Source organism: Candidatus Finniella inopinata (assembly GCF_004210305.1).
In the GTDB taxonomy this organism is placed as follows: domain Bacteria; phylum Pseudomonadota; class Alphaproteobacteria; order Paracaedibacterales; family CAIULA01; genus Finniella; species Finniella inopinata_A.
This window is the reverse complement of sequence record NZ_SCFB01000010.1, coordinates 1-22278: the sequence shown is the minus strand read 5'-3', so window position 1 is coordinate 22278 and position 22278 is coordinate 1. Positions and strand designations below refer to the sequence as shown.

Annotated in this window: 18 protein-coding genes and 1 tRNA gene; 9 read left to right on the top strand and 10 right to left on the bottom strand. The window is 45.8% G+C overall.

What is annotated here, in order from left to right; translation table 11 throughout:
- Positions 1-54 precede the first annotated feature (54 nt).
- From EQU50_RS06800 to EQU50_RS06780, 5 genes are all read left to right on the top strand, one after another.
- The gene (locus EQU50_RS06800; RefSeq protein WP_130154377.1) at positions 55-1476 is read left to right on the top strand and encodes an SEL1-like repeat protein; all 1422 of its coding nucleotides are present in this window, start codon (positions 55-57) and stop codon (positions 1474-1476) included.
- Positions 1477-2027: 551 nt separating this feature from the next.
- Positions 2028-3887, top strand: coding sequence for a hypothetical protein (locus EQU50_RS08685; protein ID WP_130154376.1), 1860 nt, complete (start codon positions 2028-2030; stop codon positions 3885-3887).
- Between the two features lie 59 nt (positions 3888-3946).
- Positions 3947-5806, top strand: a complete 1860-nt coding sequence (gene tssF, locus EQU50_RS06790) for a type VI secretion system baseplate subunit TssF (RefSeq protein ID WP_165380382.1) — start codon at positions 3947-3949, stop codon at positions 5804-5806.
- Positions 5770-6786, top strand: coding sequence for a type VI secretion system baseplate subunit TssG (gene tssG, locus EQU50_RS06785; protein WP_130154374.1), 1017 nt, complete (start codon positions 5770-5772; stop codon positions 6784-6786). Before tssF ends, tssG begins: the two co-directional genes overlap by 37 nt.
- 47 nt (positions 6787-6833) lie before the next feature.
- Entirely contained in the window at positions 6834-7403 is a 570-nt protein-coding gene (locus EQU50_RS06780) for a hypothetical protein (protein WP_130154373.1), read from the top strand.
- A 2-nt stretch (positions 7404-7405) separates the two neighbouring features.
- Here EQU50_RS06780 and EQU50_RS06775 read toward each other — a convergent pair whose 3' ends face one another.
- The 3 genes from EQU50_RS06775 to EQU50_RS06765 all read right to left on the bottom strand — a co-directional run bounded on the left by EQU50_RS06775 (position 7406) and on the right by EQU50_RS06765 (position 12885).
- A complete protein-coding gene (locus EQU50_RS06775) occupies positions 7406-10702 on the bottom strand; it encodes an FAD-dependent oxidoreductase (protein WP_130154372.1) in 3297 nt (1098 codons plus the stop codon).
- Between the two features lie 35 nt (positions 10703-10737).
- Positions 10738-11964 (bottom strand): pyruvate dehydrogenase complex dihydrolipoamide acetyltransferase, encoded by a 1227-nt coding sequence (locus tag EQU50_RS06770; protein ID WP_130154371.1) that lies wholly within the window; start codon positions 11962-11964, stop codon positions 10738-10740.
- 321 nt (positions 11965-12285) lie between these two features.
- Positions 12286-12885, bottom strand: coding sequence for a hypothetical protein (locus EQU50_RS06765; protein ID WP_130154370.1), 600 nt, complete (start codon positions 12883-12885; stop codon positions 12286-12288).
- A gap of 204 nt (positions 12886-13089) precedes the next feature.
- Here EQU50_RS06765 and EQU50_RS06760 point away from each other — a divergent pair.
- Positions 13090-13166, top strand: a tRNA-Ile gene (locus EQU50_RS06760).
- A gap of 1 nt (position 13167) precedes the next feature.
- Here the strand turns inward: EQU50_RS06760 and tyrS are convergent.
- Positions 13168-14424 carry a tyrosine--tRNA ligase gene (gene tyrS / locus EQU50_RS06755; RefSeq protein ID WP_130154369.1) on the bottom strand — a complete coding sequence of 419 codons (1257 nt, stop codon included), beginning with the start codon at positions 14422-14424 and terminating at the stop codon, positions 13168-13170.
- 55 nt (positions 14425-14479) lie between these two features.
- Between tyrS and EQU50_RS06750 the strand changes: the two genes are divergently transcribed.
- The gene (locus tag EQU50_RS06750) at positions 14480-15547 is read left to right on the top strand and encodes an anhydro-N-acetylmuramic acid kinase (RefSeq protein WP_130154368.1); all 1068 of its coding nucleotides are present in this window, start codon (positions 14480-14482) and stop codon (positions 15545-15547) included.
- 13 nt (positions 15548-15560) lie between these two features.
- Here EQU50_RS06750 and EQU50_RS06745 read toward each other — a convergent pair whose 3' ends face one another.
- The 6 genes from EQU50_RS06745 to EQU50_RS06725 form a co-directional block, all read right to left on the bottom strand.
- Positions 15561-16163, bottom strand: coding sequence for an FkbM family methyltransferase (locus EQU50_RS06745; protein WP_242508840.1), 603 nt, complete (start codon positions 16161-16163; stop codon positions 15561-15563).
- Positions 16164-16226: 63 nt separating this feature from the next.
- Positions 16227-16400 (bottom strand): hypothetical protein, encoded by a 174-nt coding sequence (locus EQU50_RS08395; RefSeq protein ID WP_165380381.1) that lies wholly within the window; start codon positions 16398-16400, stop codon positions 16227-16229.
- 8 nt (positions 16401-16408) lie between these two features.
- On the bottom strand, positions 16409-17317 hold the full coding sequence (gene secF, locus EQU50_RS06740; RefSeq protein ID WP_130154366.1) for a protein translocase subunit SecF: 909 nt from the start codon (positions 17315-17317) through the stop codon (positions 16409-16411).
- 41 nt (positions 17318-17358) lie between these two features.
- Entirely contained in the window at positions 17359-18954 is a 1596-nt protein-coding gene (gene secD, locus EQU50_RS06735; protein ID WP_130154365.1) for a protein translocase subunit SecD, read from the bottom strand.
- 31 nt (positions 18955-18985) lie between these two features.
- Entirely contained in the window at positions 18986-19363 is a 378-nt protein-coding gene (gene yajC / locus EQU50_RS06730; RefSeq protein ID WP_130154364.1) for a preprotein translocase subunit YajC, read from the bottom strand.
- Positions 19364-19537: 174 nt separating this feature from the next.
- Positions 19538-20371, bottom strand: coding sequence for a M23 family metallopeptidase (locus tag EQU50_RS06725; protein ID WP_165380380.1), 834 nt, complete (start codon positions 20369-20371; stop codon positions 19538-19540).
- 295 nt (positions 20372-20666) lie between these two features.
- Here EQU50_RS06725 and EQU50_RS06720 point away from each other — a divergent pair, with 295 nt between their 5' ends.
- On the top strand, positions 20667-22022 hold the full coding sequence (locus EQU50_RS06720; RefSeq protein WP_130154362.1) for a cation:proton antiporter: 1356 nt from the start codon (positions 20667-20669) through the stop codon (positions 22020-22022).
- On the top strand, positions 22009-22242 hold the full coding sequence (locus tag EQU50_RS06715; RefSeq protein ID WP_130154393.1) for a ribonuclease H family protein: 234 nt from the start codon (positions 22009-22011) through the stop codon (positions 22240-22242). Before EQU50_RS06720 ends, EQU50_RS06715 begins: the two co-directional genes overlap by 14 nt.
- Positions 22243-22278: the final 36 nt, after the last annotated feature.

Here is a 22278-nt window from a genome sequence, read left to right as displayed (position 1 = left end):
TTTAGATTGTTTGTCTTCCTTGTTTCCTTTTTGTTTTCAATGAGCAGCCCTTTAATGGCCACAGCTGGTGATGCGATGGTTGATACCACAGTTGTGTATCAAAAGCCTTTATCGATGGCCGCCCTGGCCTGGCTTGAACAGTTAGAGGACGAACGGGATCAGGCAGACATTGCCGGTAATTTTGATGGGTTCAAAAAAATCACGGATGAGATCTCCGCCACCATAGGTGGAAAATATGGTCTTTCGGAGCGGTCAGCCACGCCAGAGGAGGAGCTGCTGATTATTTATTCTATCACCCGCACCCGCCACCGGTTTATGGGCCAGCGCAACATGCTGAATGACCGTTATTTAGGCTATGACCGCGCCCAAACAACCATCCGTTTGCAAACGGATGCACGGTTCAACAGCCACATGGCCGCCGTATTGGCGATTGATGCGATGGTGATGAAGGCCGTGAACGATGATGAATTTCATGACGCCTGGAGCGATACGAAAAAGGATCCTGGGCAGCTTATACCGGGCATTATTAGTCATGCCCAAACTCATGAAAGAAAAGAGGTCTTTGCTCACTTGCGCCCAGCCTTTGAGGCATTTTTGGGGACCCGACGCAATACCATGCGCCTGGCCAATGACGTGTTCAACATTTTCGCCCCGAAGATGAGTTTGGTAAAGGTTTATAATGAGGTGGTTCCATCGGGAGGAATCTATAAAGGGTGGACAGTGCATAACGTGGATGTCTTTGCCTATCCTGTGACGTTAACGGAGGAGGAGAACGCAAGATTTCCAGATGCGGAGGATGCTATTAGAAAAGAAATCAATCATGATTTATCACGATCCAACCATGTAAGCAGTATTTTTTCTTCTTCTGAAAGAGCCATTTCTCCTTCCGATGAAATTCGTTCTAAATTCGATCTCGGTTCAAAAGAGATAATTGTGGAATACATTTATCACGATTGTTTGCCAGAACAAGGGTATCGTGTAAGAGGAATAGGACCAAGGCGTTTTTACCTAAGCCTCCCCATAATGAACCCACAGTTAGCCAAACTACTCAAACAACGCGGCGCTATTATTCCTGACTCAGCAATGGAAGAAACCTATCGTCAGACAAAGCTTATTCTGAAGAAGAAAGCCATTCCCGATATGATAATTAACACAGCAAAACGTGGAATTCCTGCTGCATTACATAATTATGCACTTTCTCTTTTTGAAAATAGAACATCTGGGATAAAAAGGGACGTTCCTAAAGCCATAGAGGTATATAAAGATGCTTTTAACTTAGGGTTTGAAATAGGCAAGAAAAATCTACCCATTCTACTTTATAAGTACGCCATCATGCTTTTTAATGGAACTGATGGCATAGCACAAAAAAATATCCAAGCTATCGAAATTATGAGAGAGGCAGCTGATTTGGGAAGTCCAGATGCCAGAAGAGATTTATCCCTTATGAGGATTGCACAGGCAGGTGCTTTGGATTAGACGCGGAACCTAGCATGCCTAAATGATGTTGTGGTTTTTGCCTTTTACCCCCCCTTTGTCACCCTATTGAGGGCGGAGGAGAATCTATCATTATGTTTAACCCTGCATGAACCCCGCCTTTAATGGGATGACAAAATGCGGCGGGGAAAAACTTGAAAGTCCACGCTCCAGCTTATATATAAATCATATGGTTTTCATTACTGCAGACCCAATATACAATGAATTTTAGATTGTTTGGCTTCCTTGGGGCATTTTTGTTTTCAATACTTAGCCACACGGCCGTGGCTACAGATGCGGCGATTGAGACCCAAGTTGTTTACCAAAAACCCGCCTCCATGGCTGCCCTAGCCTGGCTTGAACAGCTATAGGACGAGAGGGACAAGGCAGACATTGCCGGCAATTATGCTGGGTTTAAAAAAATCACGGATGAGATTTCCGCTACCATAGGCGGGAAGTATGGCCTTTCGCAACGCTCGGCCACACCAGAGGAAGAGCTGCTGATTATTCATTCGATTACCCGCACCCGCCACCGGTTTATGGGCCAGCGCAACATGCTGAATGACCGTTATTTAGGCTATGACCGCGCCCAAACAACCACCCGTTTGCAAACGGATGCACGGTTCAACGGTCACATGGCCGCCGTGCTGGCGATTGATGCGATGGTGATGAAGGCCATGAATGATGATGAATTTCATGACGCCTGGAGCGATACGAAAAGGGATTTCCAAGAGCTTATACCGAGCATTATCAGCCATGCCCAAACTCATGAAAGAAAAGAGGTCTTTGCCTCCTTACGCCCCACCTTTGAGGCGTTTTTGAATCACAGACACGACACTCTTCGCCTGGCCAAAGACGAGCTTATCAACCTTGAGAAGAGAACGTCGGTAAGGAACGTCAAAGCTGGAATAAATGGTATCATGCACCGTGTTATGCATTGTGACTTGGGATCAATTATATTCCAGATGATTTCTATGAAAGATTCCATCGCGTTTGCGTCGTCAACGAGGAAAAACTATCGAAGTTTCTTTGTTTGGAAGGTCATAAGGCAAATCCATGCGTCAAAATTAAATAGTCAATATATTCGAGAACATGACGAGAGAAACGTTGAGGCTTTGAGAACCTCTGTTCTTGTCTCTCGCTATGTACATCGTAATTTTCATAATTTGTTTGTGAATCGACAGGGACTTATCAATGATGATGATCTTATGGGGCGTATCAATATCAGCTACACACCTATATTTGCAAAAGCCCTTCAGGGGTATCTGTTAATGGCGGCGGAACGTTACGCTGAGGGTTTGCATTCGTTGGAACAGGCCGGCGCAACGGTAAATTCTGAAGCAGAATGGAGGTTTACTCGTGCGGCAGGCTTTGGTAGTCGACCCTGTGGTTTTGCTAATATTTTTGATGATGTATCAGGTCGTGCCTATCTTGAAGCGCGCGTACGAGACCACGCTGACCAAGAGGCACAACAACAGCTCAATCACGCAGCGTCGTCTAAATTTCTTGGATTTGATGATATATCAGGACGTGCTTACCTTGAAGAACGGGTACGGGACCATAATGACCAAAACGCACAACAACAGCTCTATCAGACGGCTTGTTTTTGTCAGCATAATTCCACCAACCTTGGATTTAATGCACTGACAGGCCGTGCCTACCTTGAAGAGCGTGCAGGCCAAGATGACCAATCCGCACAACAACAGCTCAATCATGCAGCGTCGTCTAAATTTCTTGGATTTGATGATGTATCAGGACGTTCTTACCTTGAAGCACGTGCAAGCCAAGGTGACCAACACGCACAACAACAGCTCAATCAGGCAGCTTATTTTTCTCAGCATAATTCCAACCTTGGATTTAATGCAGTGACAGGCCGTGCCTACCTTGAAGAACGGATAAAAGATCATGCTGACCAATCCGCACAACGGCAGATCAACTGGGCAGCTTCGTCTAAACAACTTGGATTTAATGATGTAACAGGACGTGCTTACCTTGATGAACGGATAGGGGACTATAACGACCAGAACGCACAAGAAGCACTTAATTGTGCGATACTGACTGGAAGTCTTGGATTTAATGATGTAACGGGCAGGGCTTATCTTGAAGAACGCGCAAGAAACGGTGACCAACATGCTCAAACGCGGCTTAATCAGGCGGCATCAAAGCATATTTTCCTTAGAGATCCTCATGGCAATATGTATATTCAATGGAGTAGCCTTGGTTTTGATGATGCATCAGGAGATGCTTACCTTGAAGAACGAGCGAAGCTTGGGGATCAAGATGCCCAACACAGGCTCAGCGGAGAAGCACGGGAGTGCCCTTTTACTAGTAGCAATCCATCAGCTGCCTTGTTTTTCTACTTCTACAATGCAGTTACTGGGTTTGTGTCAGAGGATCATACCAATCAGCACTAGCTTTTCGCGCTAATATATAGTTTAATTTAATTAAAATTATATGTAATTTGGCATTCTTAGTGTTCCAATCGGCCCGCACGCGCTTCTTAAATTATTACAATAACGAACTGCGCTACTTGCGCAATGCGGGCCAGGCGTTTGCCAAGCAATACCCCAAAATCGCCCGCCGGTTGGAAATCAGCGATGCGGTGTCGCCCGACCCTCATACCGAACGGCTGTTGGAATCCTTCGCCTTCATGACGGCCCGGCTTAGCCAGGAAATTGATGACCGATTCCCGGAATTGGCCAGCACTTTGTTGGGCGTTCTTTACCCCCACCTGGTCAACCCCCTGCCCACCATGGCCATCGCTCAGTTTCAACCCGACTTGTCCAAGGCCAAGCAAACCGTCGGCTACACCTTTAAAAAATCCACGCCTTTGTTCACCTACACCGAACAGGGGGTCACGTGCCGGTTTCAAACGGTCTACCCCTTAACCCTTTGGCCCATCACCGTCCAAAGCGTCAGTTTTGTCCCCAAAGAATCGTATGTGTTGGATGATCTTTCTGAAAGGGCGGCGGCGCCTTGGTTTTTGAAACTCACGGTGCAAATTGACGGCGGGCTCAGCTGGCAAGACTTAACCCCTGATGATCTGACCTTTCACCTGGGCGGTGAGCGGGTTTTGACCTTGGGCCTCTACCAAAGTCTGTTCGGGCAAACGAACCCGCGGGTGTTTATATCGGGTGATCAAAAAAGGGCCAGCGTCTTACCCGTTGACAGTTTACAACCTGTGGGCTTCAGTCGCGAAGAAATGGGCCTGCCCGTGACAAGCCAGACCACACATGCCTATCAATTGTTGCAGGAATATTTCCACCTGCCCGAGAAGTTTTTGTTTTTCAAAATTCAGCATTTGGCCACATCGGGGAAAATTGACCCCACTTGCCAAACGATCGACATTTTGTTTCCTTTTGCCACGGTTGAACCCTTTTTACAAAAAAACGTCAGCGCGCAAAATTTTCTCTTGGGGTGTACGCCGATCATCAACCTGTTCCACAAAACGACCGAGCCGCTTCGGCTGACGCGCCGCAAAGTTGACTACCCCCTGATCCCTGATCAACGGCGCGATAAAACCACCCAAATTCACAGCATCCAAAAAGTTATTGCAACCATAGAGGGCGAGGCGTCGTCCCAGACCTTAACGCCTTATTTTTCGTTTAACCATCAAACCAATCATGACGATCATGGGCTGTACTGGTTGATCAAACGCATTCCAGCGGAGCTGCGTGATGTCCCGGGCAGTGACATGCAAATTTCATTTGTTGATTTGAAATTTAATCCGGTAACGCCTGCGCATCATATTATTTACGCCGAGACTTTATGTACCAACCGTTTCTTGGCGGAACAGCTGCCTTATAATGCGCAGCTTCAGATCGAAGAGGTCGCCCCCCTGACTCAAATTGTTTGCCTTAATAAGCCGGTCTTGCAGGTGGATCCTCCAACCGATGGAGAATCATTATGGCGATTAGTTTCCCAGTTGTCCGTCAATCATTTGGGCCTTAGCGAAGAAGGAAAATCTCTGGAACTTTTAAAGGAAGCTTTAAAGCTGTACGCGGGTCCTGCCTATGCCGCCCATCAGCACGAGGTTGACGAGATCATGGCGATCCACACCCAAAAGGTAACGCGCCGGTTTGGCAAAGAGGCATGGCGTGGCTTTGTGGAGGGGTTGGAGGTTAGCTTAAGTTTGAAACCATCCATTCAAACCGGCCATACTTGTTTTTTGCTGGCGTCCGTTTTAAGACATTATTTCGCCCTGAACGTTGGGCTGACATCCTTTGTGGAGTTGGTCTTAAAAACGGATAGTCACTTAGCTGGACAACACAAAAATTTTGCGAAGGAGTGGATGAGATGGCAATTATTACCTGGCGCCAAAATCCAGCTGTAGCGGACGCCCTTTCAAAACAAGTCTTTGAGTTTGAATTTGATCAGGCTGTTGCCATTTTAGAAAGCCAGCAGCAGACCACACCCATTGGGGAAGGAAGTGACCCAAACGCCGAGGCGTTTGAGATTAAATCCCATGTCAGCCTGGCGAATCCATCAGCGGAGCTGCACAAACTTCACCAAAAGCCAGGTCTAAAAACAACCTTGTGGGTGAATTTTCTAAGTTTGGCAGGCATCCAGGGCCCCCTGCCCACCCCCTATACCGAACTTGTATTGCAGCGTAACCGCCAAAAGGATTTTGCCTTTCGCGATTTCTTAGACATTTTTAATCATCGCCTGGCTAGCCTTTGGTTTCGTTTTCGCAAAAAATACCGCATCGGTTTATCATCAGTAAAGCCTGAGAAACATCCTTTGGGCAAAACGCTGTTGCAGTTGGCTGGCATCCAAAACCCTGACCGATTTATGGATGATGCCGCCAGTCAGCGCGTCTTTTTCACCTATAACGATTTATTATGGCGCCGCCCCCATTCGGCAGCCGGCCTATTATGCCTGTTAAACAGCTACTTCCAGGTTCCAACCACCTTGGACCTGTTCCAAGGGCAATGGCGGCAGCCAAAGGCCGATGAGCTGAGCTTGCTGGGTAGTCGATATCATGCATTAGGTCAATCCATGATTTTGGGCCGAAAGTCTTGGGATCAGGCGGCAGGGGTTCTGATTACCCTGGGCCCTTTGTCGTGGTCGTTGTTTGAATCGTTTTTGCCGTTGAATTCCAGCAATGGAAAGCTTTTAAAACAAATATGTGAACTATACGTCGGATACGATGCTGATTTGCGTTTAAGATTGATTTTACAATCCAAAGACGTCAGACCCCTTATCTTAAATCGTGGCTTTGCCTTGGGTTTAAACAGCTGGCTAAGTCCCGAGCCGAGCTTCAACAGAAAATTCGTTGTCGACCTAAAAATACAGGCATTAATACCCGATTAATAATTTACGCTTAAACTATATCTATATACTTAAAAAGGATTATAGATATGGCCGTATTATTTTTCATTCTAGCATTCATCGCCAACACATGGGCATCAGATGCGCACGAGCATGCCATTGAAATTTCGCCCGCGCCCAGCGACACTCTGACTTCAGCGTCATTAACGACCCCTCCTCCAGCCAATTACGGCAGCACTAATACTCATGGGGCTTCTGATCCATTAAATTCATCGACATCCTCCCCCATATCTCCATCTTTGGCTGTGGTTCCAACACCAACGAATTCAGCAGACTACAACCCAAAGCGCCATCCTGTCCTTTCGAAAAGTTCTTGGGCCAAAAAATATGTCAGATCGTCAGCGCTTTGTTGTTTTTTCTGTAAGGGCTGGTTCAAAGCGGGCTCTTTCCTAGCCAATGTGGCCTGTACGACAGTTGCGGGAGTTGCTTACGGTATAAGTGATCCTTATTATAAGGATAAGCTGGGCCTGGCTCTGGTTTTGCTGACATTTTCAGCGTCTGCACTAAGAAAATTCGAACAGTACGCAAGTGAAGAAGTTCAGAGTAATGAGGACCAATTCGGTATATTTACGGGAGAAACTGATGAAAAAAAGGGATGAGATTAGGGAGTCTTCATCCATAAAGCGGTTAGTTTTTCCTGCAGGGAATTTTGCGATAAACGTTGGCTTAAGTGATCGAAATCAACCCAATCCAAGGGTTGGTCTTGATTAACGCAGCTGTAGACTACTTTTTCAGCGCCCGTGACGGGATCATGTTGGATTTGCAAACATTGGGCGCAGATCTCTTTCATCATGCACTGCATGGGCGAGTTGATGCTTCCGACGGCTATGTGAGCAGAATTCAAGTAAGGCTTCCAATCAAGGTGACGGGCTTTGGCAACCGCGGCCATCATACGGTCAGACCCAATGACCATCAACCGTTGAACGTCCGATGAGTCGACCAAAGGCGTTCCCAATTCACCACTTACCAATTGGCCTTGGGCATAGGCCGTCACAGCCTGTACGATGTTGCCAGTAAAGGTTAAATCTTGGGGGCGTCCAGGTGTAAAGCCAGGCTGTTCATCGCAACACCAAATAATTTGATCGGCAGCCTTTTCAATTTCCTGCACCTTAAATCGATCGATTATTTTTTTGTAGCCAGCAGCGTACAAAACTTTGCATCCATTTGCTCGCAACCCCTGACCAATAGAAAATAGAACCGCATTACCCAAACCCCCGCCCACCAACAAAACTGTTTCATTATGGGGTAATTCAGTGGCGGTGCCTGTGGGGCCCATCAGCACAACTGGTTCATCCGGTTTAAGGGCGGCGCACAAATTCGACGATCCACCCATTTCTAGAACAATAAGGGATACCTGGCCTTCTGCTTTATCGACGCTGGCCCCTGTCAGGGCAATCCCTTCCATTGTGTTACTAGGTCCTCCTAAACTTTCAAAATTCTGCAATCGATAAAATTGCCCCGGCTGAAAAGCCCGCGCAGCCAGAGGCGCTTTGATCACAATCTCAACAATCGTTGGTGTTAATCGATTAACGGCAACCACATAAGCGGACAACAACGCGTCCATTTTAGCCAAAAACGGCTCAGGATTTTTCAACTCCAACTGCGATCGTTGCACAGCCCGACTGACAATGGGATAGCCCCGCTTGGCGCTGGCCATGGCCTTCACCACATTCCCTGAAAAAGACGGATGCAGATCACCAAAGAAACTAACACTTTGCCCCCCTCCATTAAACCGCATCAAGACATGCGTCTCTTTGGGCTTAGCCGACCGTTCCAAATCCACTGCATTTCCACGCTCATCAATAGCCTGGAACGCCCCATTCGCCAAAACGATCTCGTCAGGAATATCGTATTTCAGATTCGTGTTCGGTTTCGTACCGGCGGCCACCAAAATCGTTCGTGCCTTTATGTGTTTCTCGACTCCATGATGCATCACCAACAATCCATCGGCGTGACCGTAGTCATCGATTGTAACTTTTACGGGGACCGCTTCATCAAGAAGGCTAATGCCTTCTTCTAAGGCCTTTTCAACCTCCTCGGCATTCATACGATAGCTTGGCGCCTGGTCTAAGACGCGCCTGTAGACAACCGTGCTGCCACCCCACTGCTGTAAAAGCATATGCGTTTTATCAGGATTTGTCTGTAAAGCCATCGCATGGCCCAGCATTTCATCAGCAAGCGCCTGTTCTTGGGGCGTCCAATCTTGGCGTACCACTTCCTTGCCCAACATCTTCACAAGATGTTCATAGCGTTTAGAAAATTTTTCAATTTGCCTGACGTAATAGGCCAGCGCCTCGGTCGCACTGTCAATCGCTGTCAGCCCACCCCCAATAACCAAAATAGGTAAACGAACCTGAAGATTTGCCAACGATTCAGCTTTAAACGCCCCACTCAGTTGCAACCCCATCAGAAAGTCGCTGGCTTGTCGCACGCCGGGCACCAAATGATTCTGTATGTTTAAAAGGGTCGGGCTGCCAGCGCCCAAACAAAGCGCCACATGGTCAAAACCCAACTCAAAGGCCTGATCAATGGTCACCGTCCCGCCCAATCGAACGCCCCCCTTTAAAAGGAACCGCTGGCGCCTTTCCAACAACAAGCGAATGATTTTTAGAAAATTCTTATCCCAACGAACCGTAATACCATATTCAGCAACGCCCCCAAAACCACCAACAACCCTTTCATCAAGGGATTCATACAGACTGTTAATATCCTTAATGGGGGTAGTTTTTAAATCCTCTGGTAAAGGCTCGATTTTCAGGCCATCAATGCCGACAACCGTATGCCCCTCGTTCAAAAGGTAATGGGCCAGGGTGAATCCAGCCGGTCCCATGCCCGCCACCAAGACGGCCTTGCCCGTGTCTGGCTTTGGCAAGCGATCGGCAAACTTTAAGGGATTCCAGCGAGTGAACAGACTGTAGATCTCAAACCCCCACGGCAGGTTCAAAACATCTTGCAGGATTTGCGTTTCCACGCCCGGCACATTCACAGGCTCCTGCTTTTGAAAAATGCACGCCTTCATACAATCGTTACAAATTCGGTGCCCCGTGGCCGCAACCATAGGGTTATCGACGCAAATGATGGCCAAGGCAGCCACCGTATAGCCCCTGGATTTGGCAAGATTCATTTCTGATATTTTTTGCTCCAGCGGACAGCCCGTTTTCCCTGGTAAGCCTTTTGAACAGGAATCCTTGTTTTGGGGGTGGCAGTGGATGCAATAATGGCTGTGGTCGAATGCCTGGGCTCTGGTGAAGCCCGGATCAGTCAGGTTAAACCCCTTTCGATCCCGCTGCAAAGCAGGTGGCAATTGCCAGGCGCCCTGCTCGTTTTTGATAAGGTGGGGGATCAAACACGCGTGAGGATCAATTTTTTTAGGGATTTTAAAAAGGACATCGCCTTTGTGAATATCTTGCCCCTGGGGCGTCAGGGTCGCCCAGGCTGCATAACGCGCGGCTGCTTCAAGTGCTTCAGACGCCCCTTGATCTTGCCATTCTAAAACTTGGCCGGCAAATGACAACTCATCCTTAAAATCAAGCCCTAAACCATCTTCAGAACTTGGATTTGGATATTTCTTAACCGCCAACCGTTGCACAAAATGCCGCTTCACAGTCATAAGCGGAGCCAGCACATGATGGGCTGATTGCAGATCAGCGATGGCGGATCGAATATTGAACAGGTCACCGATAAAATCTTCAAGACAAGGCGCCAGATCCACCATCAAGTCAGACTGTTCGCGTGGGGATAAATTATGATGACAGGCATAGTGGTAGCGCCCGGCCAGAACAGGTTCGCTTTCGTTTAAAAAGGTTGAAAAGACCTGGTCCAGCACTATCAAGCCGCCCTTTGGGGCAAGCTCATATAAGTCAGAAAAATAAAGGCCGAAGTTTAAAAAAAGATCCATGAATGCAATCTGCAAAGAATCCTGAGTAGACTTTTTTATACCACCAACGTTAAAGGATTCTCAATCAACTCTTTAAATGTTTTCAAAAACTGAGCCCCAAGGGCGCCATCAACGGCACGATGATCAACCGACAAGGTGCAAGTCATAAGCGTCGCAATCTGCAGCTGTCCTTCTTTCACAACAGTGCGTTGTTCGCCGGCTCCCACAGCCAAGATACACGCCTGCGGGGGGTTAATAATGGCGGAAAAATCGCGCACACCATACATTCCCAAGTTTGACAAACTAAAACTGCCGCCCTGGTATTCCTCCGGCAATAAATGACCCGCCCGGGCACGTTCGGCCAAGCTTCGCACCTCTGCGGAGATCTCTAGCAAGGATTTCTGTTCAGCACAGCGCACAATAGGGGTAATCAATCCGCCTTCTACTGCCACGGCCACCGCCACATCAGCATTCTGATATTGACGAACAAAGGTGTCATGCCATGTCACATTCGCCTCTGGCACCTTGATCAGGGCTAAAGCGCATGCCCGTATCACAAAATCATTCACGGACACCTTTTGTGTCGAACCCGGCAATTCATTGATTTGCCGGCGCAAAGTGAGCAAGGCATCCAGTGTACAATCAACGCTTACGTAAAAATGAGGGATGGTTTGTTTCGATTCAGTCAGTCGTTTGGCAATTGTTTTGCGCATACTATTCAATTTGACATCAGTATACCCGCCTTGACTGATTTCTGGTTTTTTTGCCGCAGCTGATTGCAAAGCTTTTTCAATGTCAGCCTTAATAACACGTCCCTTAGGGCCACTGCCACCCACATTAGAGATTTCTAAATTGTGGTGCAGCGCCAGGCGTTTAGCCAGGGGACTTATAAATACGCGTTCCCCAGAAGATACAGGTTTCGAGGGCAACGTAACGGGGGCGTCGGGCAATGATGGTGTTGGCGCAGATGCCACTGGCACCAGCTTTTGAGGACTGGTTATATTTTCCAATGCACTCTTTTCCAATGTACTAGCATCCTCCCCCTCTTCCAGGATTAAGGCAATCAGCTGATTGACCGGGACGTTATCTGTTCCGGCGAGAACAAGAATCTTTGCCAAGGTCCCTTCATCAACGGCTTCAACCTCCATGGTGGCTTTGTCAGTTTCAATTTCTGCCAAAAGATCGCCAGCTTTAACAGCGTCCCCTTCGGTTTTATGCCATTTGACCAAATTTCCTTCGGTCATTGTGGGGCTTAAGGCTGGCATCAGAACGTGAATGGGCATAAAACGAATCCTCGCTTGTTCCTGAAATAGGATAAAGCCAGATTCTACGATTTTTCGATAACTTTGGCAAACACTCGACGAAAAAATGTAAGCGCAATTTGATAATGTCCGGTTTTAGACTTTGGAATGATCTGGTATTTTATACTGATATCAAACTTTTATGATGTCCAGCTTAGCTGTTAGGGCTGTGGACTTCTAAATAAGCAGCCCTGACAGAAAACCGTGCATTTCTAAGCTAGAACCTTCTCATCTGACCTGATCTCATCATCTATAAAGGAAGTCGGGTTATCATAACGCATGTTCGTGACGTAATAACCATCCTTACTTTCCTTTTCCATAGCTTTTTTCAATAGGACTATTTCCATCACTTTCTTCTACTTTCACCCTTGCAGCAGAAGGGATGACAGGTGTTGTTCCACTTATCGCACCTGCCTCAACTTTATCACCATTGACCAAAGTAACATCGGCGTTTTTGAAACCTAGGTACTTAAAAAGATCCTTCGCAGTCGCATCAACCGTGTCTTGGAAAGCTTTATGTACTTCAGTGTTTTTTAGATCAGCTGATAAATTGAAACCGATTTCTTTCTCTAAGTTATTAGATCCAAGCTTACCAATAATAAAACTTAGATCAGCATCCGCCTTTTCTTTTTTTACTAACGTCAACGTTTTGTCGACTACTTCTTTAAGAAAGTGCATTTGATTCATATGAGTCCGATCTCTTGGGCTTGGTAACGCATTCTCTTTTATGGCTGTTAACAATGAGCCGTCTATAACAACAACCAGCTTAGCTATCGAGTTTAAAGCGAAACCATATTTATTGGGCTGAAGAGGTTCCGGCAACGCACTAGCAGCCATTGCACCGCTTACCAAAGCTGTTGTTAAAAACGCAGTTATCGCTGTTTTTTTTAAGAATTTCATCATTTCCTCTAACTAAAAATAATTTTTTTATTACGCACACAAATTTGATTACAGCATATAATTATTAACGAACTATTAAAAACTGATCCTTCTAGATTTCTTTCTGCGATTGTTACCCACAAAACCGAACTTTTCTAAATTGCGTTTACATTTATTGATTTTTTGTTTGACGAGGGCCCTGTTTTTTGTGTGTAATACCCTAATGTTGGGCCTGTAGTTCAGTTGGTTAGAACCCGCCGCTCATAACGGCGTTGTCGTAGGTTCGAGTCCTACCGGGCCCACCATCTATGATTCACCTATATCTAGCCATAGGTGCTTCTTTTTCCCAACCGACAGCTTAAATGCCTCAACCTCCATAAAATCTTCAATTGCAATCAAAGCTTTTGAATCCTCCACAACCTGGTCATTCAGGCGCACCCCTCGACCCTCAACGAGACGCTTAGCTTCACCTTTGCTGGCAGCCATCTGTGTCTTGACTAATATCTCATCTATGGCTAGGGGCAAATCCTTAGCGTCTAAAATAAACTTGACAAGGCTGTCCGTATTTTCACCTTGACCTTGAAACAGCTGAAAGGCCGTATGATGGATCGCGTTCAGACTTTCAAGGCCGTGGGCCAAGGTTGTGGCGTGATCAGCCAGAATCTTTTTGGCCTCGTTAATCTCAGCCCCTTGCAAAGCCTCTAAACGGGCGATTTCATCCAAAGGGATTTCCGTAAATAAACGCAAGTAACGCGCCACATCGCGGTCATCGGTATTGCGCCAAAATTGCCAATAGTCGTAGGGCGATAACAAATCCGCATTAAGCCACACAGCCCCTTGAGACGTTTTGCCCATTTTGGCACCATTGGCCGCGGTGATCAAAGGGGTCGTCAGGCCATAGGCAGGCTTGTCGGCAAGCCGTCGCACCAGTTCAACACCATTGATAATATTCCCCCATTGATCTGACCCACCCAGTTGCAGTTGGCAATTGTATTGGCGGTTTAGGTGCAGAAAATCATAGGCCTGCAAGATCATGTAATTAAATTCCAAAAAGGTCAGGGGCGACTGACGATCAAGGCGCAGCTTCACACTGTCAAAGGTCAGCATGCGATTAATGGTAAAGTGCGTGCCGTAATCCCGCAGGAAATCCATATAGTTCAACTGGCACAGCCAATCGGCATTATTCAACATCACCGCATCGGTTTGATGAACACCAAAGGTCAGATACTTGGCAAAAACCTGGCTGATACCCTGAATATTTTGTTGGATGTCTTCATCATTTAACAGTTTTCTGGCCGTGTCTTTAAAGGTTGGATCCCCAATTTTGCTGGTCCCACCACCCATCAAGACCAACGGTTTATGACCTGTTTTCTGCAAAAGGCGCAACCACATAATGCCGACCAAACTGCCCACATGCAGACTGGTCGCCGTGGCATCAAAGCCAAGATAGGCTGGCACGCATTCTTTGTGCATCAACTGATCAAGGGCCGTTAGGTCGGTTCCCTGGTGAATAAACCCGCGCGCCTGGGCGATATGCAAAAAATCAGAACGATACTGTGTCATAACCGAAAACTTCAAAGTAGAATGATCTATCTTTTTAACATGGGAAGTACTGAAAATGAAACCAGTTTGGGTCATCGGATTGATGAGCGGCACGTCCCTGGATGGGATTGATGCGGCCTATGTGAAAACCGATGGTGTTCAGGTGAGCGAGCTTGGGCCTGGCCTGACCCTGCCCTACGACCCGGCTTTTCGCGCGGAATTGTTCGATTTGTTGCAAAACCCTTTTGCAGACAACAGAGGTTCCCTTGAACAAAAATTAACCGACCATCACACCCACGTAGTCCGTCAACTGGTGGATCAAGCGGGCATTCAACCCGCACTTATTGGATTCCATGGTCAAACTATTCTTCATCGTCCTCGCACGGAAACGTCAAACGCTCAAACCATACAAATTGGCGACGGCCAAAAAATGGCAACTGATTTGGGCATTCCCGTTGTCTATGACTTTCGTCAAAACGATGTAACCCATGGAGGTGAAGGGGCGCCGTTAGTGCCCGTTTTTCATCAGGCCTTGGCGGCTGATTTGCCCAAGCCCGTGGCGTTTGTGAATGTGGGAGGTGTAGCAAACGTAACAATTATCACCGATGATGGCTTGTACGCCGGAGATACAGGACCGGGTGGCGCGCTGATTGATGACTGGATGAAAAATCGGACAGGTCAAAATTATGACAAAAACGGAGAAACAGCAGCAAAGGGTACCGCTCAAAATCACCTGGTGGAGAAATGGTTGCAACATCCCTTCTTTGATAATGATTTACCGAAGTCCCTCGATCGCCAAACATTTTACAGGTTTCTAACAGATTGTGAGCCCTTGAGCACAAACGATGGTGCAGCCACCTTAACGGCCTTTACGGTACAGGCCATTACTAACGCCCTCAGCCCTTATCCGCAAATCCAAAAACTGATTTTAACAGGTGGTGGGCGGCACAATATGTTTTTAAGAAAACAATTAAGTGAAGGATTTAGCACACAGGTTGTTGAGGATTTCGGCTGGAACGGCGACCTTATAGAGGCCCAAGCATTCGCCTATTTGGCTATGCGATCCCGCCAGAACCTGCCCCTCACCTTACCAACAACCACTGGGGTTTTGGAAGCTGTCAGCGGGGGGCGGATTAGTTCTTGAGCAATATTGGGATTCAATCCTCTAACATTTTCATAATTCTGCCAGCTAAGGCGAATCGAGCTAGATATTCAGGATTTTCCTTCCTGACATAATACCGGTTAATGACGCTGGATAATGCGAACACGTAGTCATTTTCTGTAATGATATGTTCCCAATCTTGATAACTGGGGGTCATTGTACAAGGAAACGTGCTCTCAACCACTATAACAATAGGCCTGTTTTTAGAAAGGGTTATGCCTTCTAAAACTTCTTTTTCATTTCCCTCAACGTCTATCTTCAAAAAGGAAACAAGGGAAACATTATATTCTTCAAACACTTGATCTAAAGTTTTTTGTTTAACGCTATAAGTTTTGAAGGGCAGCTGTCTTTCTTGCAATTTTTTGATCTCCTCACTATTGGCAGTAGATAGCCCGTGGGACTCACTGATAATTTCACAAAAAGTAATATCCTTAGCTTCTTGGCCTACCAGAATAGGCAGATTAATATCATTGGGACGTGCTTCTTGGAGTTGATCATGTAGGTAGGTAATAGGTTCAATGTTGATACCTTTCCATCCTAAATCATAAAATAATTTGGTTACTGAATCATCGTGGGGAGAATTTGCCCCTACATCTATGTAAAATCGGTGTTTATCTAACTCATCAATAAACGCTATGGACAGAATTAAATCTTCTCCATATTAGGAATGAAATTGATTTTTATGTAAGGCTTTAAATTTTTCATGAGTATTTAATGCTAGAAAATTTTCGACAACAAAATCCTTTAAATTTTTCTTCTCTACAAAAAGGTGTTCTCTTTTAAGAACAAGAATAACTTCTTTGATTTTCTTTTTTACTTTTTTAAATAGAAGCATGATCTTAATCACTCCTTCACCTCTTCGCCCCGCTTCAGGTTCAAATACGACAACAAGGGGGCGGCCAGACATATGGATGAGAAGGACCCGATGATGATACCAATGATAATAGGCAGGCTGAACGTGGAAATGACTTTTCCGCCAAAGAAATATAATGCTAGCAATGCCAACAGGGTCGTGGTCGCCGTAAGCGTCGTCCGCGACAAGGTCTCGTTCAAGCTTTTGTTAATCAGTTCACCCATCGATAACTTTTTGTATTTTTGAATGTTTTCACGAATACGGTCAAAAATCACAATCGTATCGTTAATTGAATAACCGGCCGTAATCAAAATCGCGATAATGGCCGTTTCATTAAACTCAAAAGGAAATAATGAAAACAGTCCTAAAATCGCAATACAGTCATGGGCCAGGGCTAAAATGGCGCACAAGGCAAACTGCCACTCAAAACGAATCGCAATATAAACCAACATGGCCATCAGGGCAAAGGCCACCGCCTTCAATCCATTTTGAACAAGCTCACTGCCAACCTTAGGGCCGACAGTTTCAATTTTTCGGTAATCAACGCCGGCGCCAAGAGTTCCTTTTATCCTGTCAACAGCATTTTCCTGGGCGTGGTCATCGCCTTCCTGACGTTCAACCTTGATAATCAAATCACGGGCATCGCCAAATTCTTGCAACACGACTTCGCCCAAACCTAATGCGGATAATTTCTCTCGCAACTGCGGCACATCAGGAGATTGAGGCATGCGAACTTCTAAAATAAATCCACCTCGGAAATCAACGCCATAATTCAACCCTTTTGTGAGGAGCCCTGTTAAAGAAGCCAAAGTTACAACGGCAGCAATCGCAAAGGTGATAAACCGAAACCCCATGAAGTTCAGGGCTGTATTATAAGGGACCAACTGCAAACGGCGCATAAGAAAACCTTTTACCTAAAAAATATTAAATCCAAAGATGATTAAAGAGGAAGGGCCAAAACTTTTTGTCGACGTGCCCACAGAACAATAATCAGACGTGTCAGGGATAAGGCCGTGAACAACGAAATCAAAATACCCAAGGCCAACGTCACCGCAAAGCCACGAATGGGGCCTGTGCCAAATTCAAACAATACGGCCGCCCCAATCAAGGTGGTCAGGTTCGAATCGATGATCGTTGTAACCGCCCGCTTATACCCAGCATCAACGGCGGCAAGTGGTCTGATACCCGCCCGAATTTCTTCCTTGATGCGTTCATAAATCAAAACGTTCGCATCAACGGCCATACCAATGGTAAGCGCAATACCCGCAATACCAGGCAAAGTCAATGTTGCCTGCAACAACGACAATCCAGCAAACAGCAAAATCAAGTTAAAGATCAGGGCAATATCAGCAAAGAACCCAAACGTTCCATAACAGAGGAACATGAATATCGATACCAAAATAAACGCAACGACTGTACCAATTTTCCCATCATGAATCGAATCGGCCCCCAAGCTTGGGCCAACAGTGCGCTCTTCAATCACTTTAAGTGGCGCAGGAAGGGCACCGGCACGCAAAAGTAACGACAGCTCATTAGCTTCTTTAACGGTGAAATGACCGCTAATTTGGCCATTACCATCGGGAATAATATCCTGAAAAACAGGTGCGCTGATGATCTTGTCATCCAGAACAATCGCAAACTGTTTTTTAATGTTTTGTGCCGACATATCCGCGAATTTGCGTGCACCAACCGAATTAAATTTCAAACTGACAGCAGGTTGACCTGTATGACTAAAGGTAGCCTGGGCATCAATTAATGATTCACCGCTGACCATCACCTGTTTTTTCACAGCCAAATATCGAACCTGACCTTCATGAGAGACTTCCTCTAAATATTCCGTCCCCAAAGGCGCTGACTTGTAGGGCATTGAACCAGGCGCACCAACAACAGGCGGCGTCGCGCTGTCAACCAAACGGAAGGTCATTTTTGCCGTACGACCGATTAACTTCTTAACCTCGGCTGGGTCTTCTATGCCTGGCAACTGGACCACAATCCTGTCAGCCCCTTGACGTTGAATAATGGGTTCTTTAGTTCCTGATTCGTCCACGCGCCTTCGAACAACCTCAATCGATTGTTCAATAATTGAACGATTTCTATGTTCAAGCATTTGCTCGCTCAAAATGGCAGTAACTTTGGCGTTTTCAACGCTAACCGTTAAACCACTGTCAATAGCTCGCAAAACTTTAGTTGCTTGTTCAGCATCGTCAGGATTACGCAGCAAGAACGTCAAACTAGGAGAAGCCGTCCCTTTCGATTCAACAACTAAATTAGTGTAACCAATCTGCTGTTTACGAAGATTCAGACGTGTTTCATCCAAAAGGTTTGACAAATATTCTTTGGCAACCTCTTTCAAATCAACCTCAAGCTGAAGGTAAGAGCCACCCCTTAGTTCCAGCCCCAAATTGACAGTATTCTTTAACCATGAGGGCATGGTTTGCAAGCGTTCGGGAGACAGCAAGTTGGGCATGGCGAATACCATGCCAAAAAAGCAAATCCCCAAAATTGTCCATAGTTTCCAACGTGGAATAACCAACATGTTCCGTTCCTTTACTAATACTAAAAAGGATTTACTCTTTCGATTTTTTAGAAGCCTTTGCTTTAACCACTGGCTCTGATGCAACAGGCTCATTTTTCGACAAAACATCAGTGATCATAGCCCGCATGAAGCGAACTTTAACATTATCATCAATTTCTAGTTGAATTTCGTTATCGCTTACAAGTTTTGTAACCGTACCGATAATTCCACCGTTGGTGACCACGCGATCACCCCGTCGAAGGGCAGTCAAAGTCTGTTGATGTTTTTTGGCTTTGGCTTGTTGGGGACGCAGGATCAGAAAATAGAAAACACCAAAAATCAAAATGATAGGCAAGAAACTCATGATATCAAAACCAGCCCCTGAGGAAACTGGGGCTCCATCAGCGTGCGCAGCAGTTATTAGGAACATGCTTATATCTCTTTAAATATATAAAATTATTCTCTATTTGTATCCTCAAATGGGTACGTCTGGCAATCACTTAATCAGGCATCAGGTTTCAGGAGTCAGGTTTTAGAACAATACAACGCTGCACGACCTTTTAAAACATCGTGGACTTTGTGCTCCTCTGATACCTGAAAGCTGCTAAGGAAGCAACTTCGCTGGATCAATTGTTTTTTTCGACGCATCTCTAATTTGCAAATAAAGTTGGGGATTGTTTTTTGCAATTCCTGTATCTCCAACCCGGCCAATGATTTGGCCCTTAGAAACCTTCGCGCCTTGCTTCACGGCAATCTCGCTTAGATGAGCATAAATGCTGAATTTGCCATCATCGTGCTTCACAACAACCATTTTACCATACGCTGCAATAGGCTCCCCAGCGTCCTTTACAACACCATCGGTAAGGGCCTTAACAGGCGTTTTCCCTGGGGCACTGATATTAATACCATCACTAAATGTACCATCGGGTTTGGGGCCAAAAGCTTGAATGACTTTACCCTGAACGGGCCACACATAGTCCCCACCTGCTGGTGAGGCAGACGACGACGGAACCTCATCAGTGACTGTTGGAGCATCTGTTGTCAGGTTTGATTTTCCAGTTGCTGTGGGCATCGAAACAACTGCGCCCGCGCCAGATCCAACTGCAACTGCCGCATCAACAGGCGCGTCTAAGGGTTTGACAACCACGTCCCCCTCTGGGGCAGAAGCCGGAGGGGCATCCGAACCAGTTGCCTTTCGATGAACCAATAAACGCTGTCCTGGAACCAATTTATAGGGGGATCTTAAGCGATTGATTTTTATCAGCTCATCTTCGTTCATACCATATTTCTGAGCAACAATTAACGTGGTCTCACCGGTTTTCACCACATGGTATGGATTTAAAGGCCTGCTATATACAACTTCAGATGGAGGTTCGTCACGAGAACAGCCAGCTATCATAAGCAAGCTCAAACAAAAAATGCTTAGTTTTTTAAGCATACACGACACCTTGCAATAGACAATATTTACCAAAATGATGATCACTATATGCCAAGAAAATCTCATTACGCAAGCGATATGCCCAATTCAGATCCGTTTATCTTAAAAAAAAGACATCCACTTTGATAAGAGCTTTAAAAAAAACCTAATTTCTCCAAAATATGGATTGATTTATGAATAAAATCAGACTCTCCACATTAAACACTTGCCTCAACAAATTTGTTCGCTATTCTATCACTAATCACCTGACCATTAATGGTGAATGCACTTCAAGGATGTTTGAGAAATTTAATGTATGGAAGAAAATAGCTTAACCGAAGTTGCTATGGTTGTTGTTGCCGCACTTGCTGGCGGGTTAGGGTTCGTGCGCCTTAAGCAACCTCCTATCATTGGGTACATTTTAACAGGGATCTTACTGGGCCCTTCTGGGTTAGCTTTTATTCAATCTCGTGATCAAGTGAGCGTTCTGGCAGAATTAGGCGTTTTGCTTTTGCTGTTCGTTGTTGGCATGGAATTGAACCTTCGTACTTTTAAAAAAGTTTGGGTCGTTGCAACTTTATGTACCATCTTACAGGTCGTTAGCAGCATCGCTATTACTGTGGCTATTTCGGGCTTCTTCGGTTGGTCGGCTGGTTTATCCTTGTTGCTTGGATTTGTGGCGTCTATATCTTCAACAGCTGTCGTCGTTAAAGTGATGGAAAGCATCGGTGAATTGAAAACCGAAATTGGCCAGCTAACGATCGGGATCCTGATTGCCCAAGATTTAGCGATCGTCCCAATGATTTTAATTTTAAGAAGTTATGGCGAATCCTGGTTCAGCCCCTCTCTTTTCTTGAAACTTATTGCTTCTGTCGGGATGATCGCAGCCCTTATCACTTATTTAAGTCGTCGCCAACGTGTTCGCCTTCCCTTAACCCAGATGATTGCCGGTGACAGAGATTTAACCCCCCTGGCAAGTTTGACTTTTTGTTTCGCGGCAGCAGCTATATCGGGTTTGATTGGTTTGTCGGCACCTTATGGGGCGTTCTTAGCTGGTCTTATCCTTGGAAACACCCATGAACGTCTCGCCATGATTGAGTCAACGAAGCCGATTCAAAGCATTCTTTTGATGGTCTTCTTTTTATCAATTGGCTTATTGCTTGATTTAGAGTTTATTTGGGAAAATTTTGCGATTGTCTTAAAGTTACTTTTTGTTGTGACCGTTGGAAAAACAGCTTTGAATGTTGGCATTCTAAGACTTCTACGCCTACCTTGGCCGCAAGCGTTTTTAATTGGTGTTGTATTGGCTCAGCTGGGTGAGTTTGCCTTTTTAATGGCCACCATATCGCATGAGACCAACATTATTAATGAGGATGGCCAGCGCCTTATCGTTGGATTGACTGTCCTTTCACTAGCTTTCAGCCCCTTCTGGTTAGCGATTGCCAAACATTTTCAAGATTCTGCAGCGCAAAGCTCATCCGGCTTACAAGGTGTATTAGGATTTTTTGATAACGAAAAGTTCAGTAAGATTCGGCACGAATTGAAGCATTTCAGAAAATCTTTCAGATTTAAAGGGCAGCAGCACCGCGAAAAGCATTATCCCCTGAAGGCGGAAGTTGCCTTGGACCCTGATAAGTTACCAGCGCCTCACCAGCCTGATGACTCGGCCTAATTTCGACTTTGAAAACTTGTACGCTGGCACCGTTAGTGGTGTAGACGAGGCTGGTTGTGGGCCCTGGGCAGGTCCTGTCGTTGCAGCAGCTGCTATAATAAATCAACTTCTATTTCCCCAAAGTTTTTTTGAAAAAATAAATGACTCCAAAAAACTAAGCAGAAAACAGCGGGAAAGTTTCATGGCGATTGCACTGACATCTCCTCAGCCTAGTTTTTAAAATTACGGTTTCTGCTATTTCCCAAACTTTTGTAGA

Coding starts and splice junctions, on each gene's coding strand:
- EQU50_RS06765 (WP_130154370.1), bottom strand. CDS start 12,885: ATGATGAAATTCTTAAAAAAAACAGCGATAACTGCGTTTTTAACAACA.
- EQU50_RS06750 (WP_130154368.1), top strand. CDS start 14,480: ATGAAACCAGTTTGGGTCATCGGATTGATGAGCGGCACGTCCCTGGAT.
- EQU50_RS06775 (WP_130154372.1), bottom strand. CDS start 10,702: ATGGATCTTTTTTTAAACTTCGGCCTTTATTTTTCTGACTTATATGAG.
- EQU50_RS06800 (WP_130154377.1), top strand. CDS start 55: ATGGCCACAGCTGGTGATGCGATGGTTGATACCACAGTTGTGTATCAA.
- EQU50_RS06780 (WP_130154373.1), top strand. CDS start 6,834: ATGGCCGTATTATTTTTCATTCTAGCATTCATCGCCAACACATGGGCA.
- EQU50_RS08395 (WP_165380381.1), bottom strand. CDS start 16,400: ATGCTTCTATTTAAAAAAGTAAAAAAGAAAATCAAAGAAGTTATTCTT.
- tssG (WP_130154374.1), top strand. CDS start 5,770: ATGGCAATTATTACCTGGCGCCAAAATCCAGCTGTAGCGGACGCCCTT.
- EQU50_RS06715 (WP_130154393.1), top strand. CDS start 22,009: ATGACTCGGCCTAATTTCGACTTTGAAAACTTGTACGCTGGCACCGTT.
- EQU50_RS08685 (WP_130154376.1), top strand. CDS start 2,028: ATGCTGAATGACCGTTATTTAGGCTATGACCGCGCCCAAACAACCACC.
- EQU50_RS06725 (WP_165380380.1), bottom strand. CDS start 20,371: ATGCTTAAAAAACTAAGCATTTTTTGTTTGAGCTTGCTTATGATAGCT.
- yajC (WP_130154364.1), bottom strand. CDS start 19,363: ATGTTCCTAATAACTGCTGCGCACGCTGATGGAGCCCCAGTTTCCTCA.
- EQU50_RS06720 (WP_130154362.1), top strand. CDS start 20,667: ATGGAAGAAAATAGCTTAACCGAAGTTGCTATGGTTGTTGTTGCCGCA.
- secD (WP_130154365.1), bottom strand. CDS start 18,954: ATGTTGGTTATTCCACGTTGGAAACTATGGACAATTTTGGGGATTTGC.
- tyrS (WP_130154369.1), bottom strand. CDS start 14,424: ATGACACAGTATCGTTCTGATTTTTTGCATATCGCCCAGGCGCGCGGG.
- EQU50_RS06770 (WP_130154371.1), bottom strand. CDS start 11,964: ATGCCCATTCACGTTCTGATGCCAGCCTTAAGCCCCACAATGACCGAA.
- secF (WP_130154366.1), bottom strand. CDS start 17,317: ATGCGCCGTTTGCAGTTGGTCCCTTATAATACAGCCCTGAACTTCATG.